General features: G+C 38.4%; 3 protein-coding genes. 1 reads left to right on the plus strand and 2 read right to left on the minus strand.

The window, feature by feature from the left end:
* Nucleotides 1–175: 175 nt before the first annotated feature.
* Nucleotides 176–709: a hypothetical protein gene (locus tag ACED28_RS22985; RefSeq protein ID WP_102308855.1), complete on the plus strand. Its 534-nt coding sequence runs from the start codon at nt 176–178 to the stop codon at nt 707–709.
* Nucleotides 710–1,772: 1,063 nt separating this feature from the next.
* Here the strand turns inward: ACED28_RS22985 and ACED28_RS22990 are convergent.
* Both ACED28_RS22990 and ACED28_RS22995 read right to left on the minus strand, forming a co-directional pair.
* A complete protein-coding gene (locus ACED28_RS22990; RefSeq protein WP_102308856.1) occupies nt 1,773–2,033 on the minus strand; it encodes a helix-turn-helix transcriptional regulator in 261 nt (86 codons plus the stop codon).
* Between the two features lie 217 nt (nt 2,034–2,250).
* Nucleotides 2,251–2,835 carry a hypothetical protein gene (locus ACED28_RS22995; RefSeq protein WP_371710837.1) on the minus strand — a complete coding sequence of 195 codons (585 nt, stop codon included), beginning with the start codon at nt 2,833–2,835 and terminating at the stop codon, nt 2,251–2,253.
* Nucleotides 2,836–2,930: the final 95 nt, after the last annotated feature.

Genomic DNA, 2,930 nt, shown 5'->3' on the forward strand with positions numbered 1-2,930 from the left:
TTTGAAAAGCGAAATGTCGCTTAGCTAAGTGTCCAGTCTGACTGGAGCAGATCATTATGACTATTAGATCGGCAGAGAAAATAATGAGTGACCTTGGGTTTAACTATGACCCGTACACCCTAGACGATGAGCTATCGAAGATGTTTATTCAAACCGTTGATAATACGGAGGCTATATGACGGCTAACTCAACAGAGGCACAGTTACGTGATGCTCTCAACAGGCTGATAATTAGACGCCCCATAACAAAGGCTAACCTATTGAAGGTGCAGGCTGGCAAACCTTTAAAAATTACCAATTCAAGTGTAGAAAAGGAGGCAGGTAAAGGGAATGGCGCTTTAAGGCATTACCCTAAGTTAAGAGAAGATATAGAAACAGCTGAGGCTGAACGCGTATATGGCTCCAGTAATCCATCAGATATATCCAGTGGTTCATCTGAAAAAATAACTGTTGAGGAAGTCAAATCATCACCAATTTACAAGAAGATACAAGACGAACTGGCAAAGGAGGTGAGTGCTAGGAAATCCGCAGAGGCCGATGTTCTTGATCTAAAAGAAGAATGCGCAAGAAAGGATGCAGCACTGAATGAGAAAAGTGCTGAGTTAGATGAAGTTATTGCCTCTATGTGGGAATTGATACCTAGAGATTCTCAGCGAACTGTTCTTATTCAAAAACTTAATAAAGTCATTTCATTTAATGAGTATAAGTAGTTTTAGATGGTTTTTTATTAGGAATACACGGACATTAGAGATTGGCATCTAGCATCGAGAACTACATCAGTTGAAGCGGCTTTTATTGATCTTTTATACATGCTTAAGAGTTGGTATTGATAGATGCATCTGACTGCTAATCAACAAAGATTGAACGTAAGTAAAGATCGGTCAAGAAAGTCTGTAATGGTATGTAGTTGTATTTACAGATTGCTTTTATGATGAGGCTGCCAGCGACTTTGTCATTCGCTAAATTATCAATGCTAGGAAAATGCCTGATATAGCAAAATTTTTAAATTACGTATGCCGCATAGCTGGGGTCATCTAGCTCAACATTAATCTGATGCAATGCTAATTTCGATCCAATCAATGCTAATTTCGATCCAATCAATGCTAATCCTGATCAACTTAGGTTTCGATGCAAATCTCAGGTGAACAAAAAACGACTTTTTGGTTAGTTGTCTTCCGTTGTCCTCCGTTGTCCTCCGTTGTCCACCGTTGTCCACCGCAGGACAACGTTATTAAGAGAAGCTCTCCGTTAGTTTATAGTTTGATAAGAGATACGCTGTTTTTTAGGAACAGAATTAAAATTAGTTATGAAGACGACATCGATGTTTGGCTTGACCATTAACTAGCAAATATTGAACGTTGATTAAACCTCAGCTACGAATGGAATAATTTGATGTTCTGAACCGTATTTTATTGTATTTAAAGGGTTTTATTTGATTTTATTCGTACTTATGAGTAAGAGTGAATTGAGGCATAAATGTTTGGTTTGACTACTAACTAGAAAATATTGAACGTTGATTAAAGATTGAATGTGGATGCCTAAATTTATAGGGTTTCTTTTATGTCTCTGTTTTTGTTGAAGTATATGGTTGGTTTTGTACATGTTTAAGAGTAAGTATTGTTAGTTACACCTGAACGCTATCAACCAAGGTTGATCGTAAGTAAAGATCGGTCAAGGAAGGCTGCATTGATAGCTAGCTGTGATTCACCGGCAGAGAGGTTGGAAAATAATCTGGTTGAGGCAGCTACTTCAGCTCTCGACTAGCCCGTATAGTTAATCATCATCTTCTGCAAATAGTTCTTCAATTTCATCCCAACTCGGTAGTTGATGTGTTTTTTCTACGACCTCGAACTGTAAGTTAACGGCGTTTAGCAATCTTTCAAATATATCGAATGAGCCTGTAAAACGGCCATTTTCGATTTCTGAAATAGTCGTTTTATTAATTCTAGTAAGTTTTGAGACTTGTACCTGCGTCAATCCCATAACGTTACGTGCCTGCTTAACTTTTAGTCCAATTTCAGATCTGTCAGCCATAGTTTATTCGCCTCTGATTAGCTATATAGCTAACATATTAGGTTATGGCGGCATTGTTAGCCATATAGCTAACAAGAAAGTGTTGCATCTATGGTGGACAATGCTGCCAAGGGTGAAAGCTAATACAACAACGCTTTTGGACAGAGCCAAGTTAGGTTAACAACACTATTTCATTTCTGTCCCATTAGTAAAAGTCAGTTGAAGTCTGAAACATTTGTTAGCGATTTTCTTTTTCAGGTAAGTTTTTGAACTTTGCCAAGATATCTTCAACCATTGTTACGTACTTATGCAGTGTTTCTATTAACTCCTCACCTCTATCTATTACTTCTTCGTCTAAGCACAGTTTTAATGATGGATTGAATGATTGTCCAATTCGAACATTACCAGCGGGAGGTAGGCTCATTAAGACCATTCCATCTCTAATTGGACCACAGTGTAAGTCTTGAATTGTTAACATTGGTCCTGATGCTCCGCTCATTTGAAAGTTCTTTATCCCCGCGTAGTGTGCGACAGGAACAAGTGACTTATGTTTGTCTGTAATATCAAGATCATGCAGTGATCGAAGTAGTTTATTCCCTCCGGTATAAGGTGCTAACTCTCTAACAATCTCTACAACATCCTCACCTGCCTTATCAATATGTCTCTTTTTTATCATTTGTTCGAGACCATCAGAATCATTACCAAAAGGAAAGTAAACGTTTTTAGCGTCTTGACCAGCATGTACTACCAACTCAGTAGCGAGAAGGTCTAAAGAGGCTCTCAAGTTATGGACTACATCTCCAATAATGGCGGCAAAGATCATTGGGATATCGTGTTTTACTCGAAGTGTCCAAAGGTGATTAGTGATCTGCTCCAGTCAGACTGGACACTTAGCTAAGCGACATTTCGCTTTTCAAA

It is taken from the genome of Vibrio sp. 1F253, from assembly GCF_041439295.1.
In the GTDB taxonomy this organism is placed as follows: domain Bacteria; phylum Pseudomonadota; class Gammaproteobacteria; order Enterobacterales; family Vibrionaceae; genus Vibrio; species Vibrio tasmaniensis_A.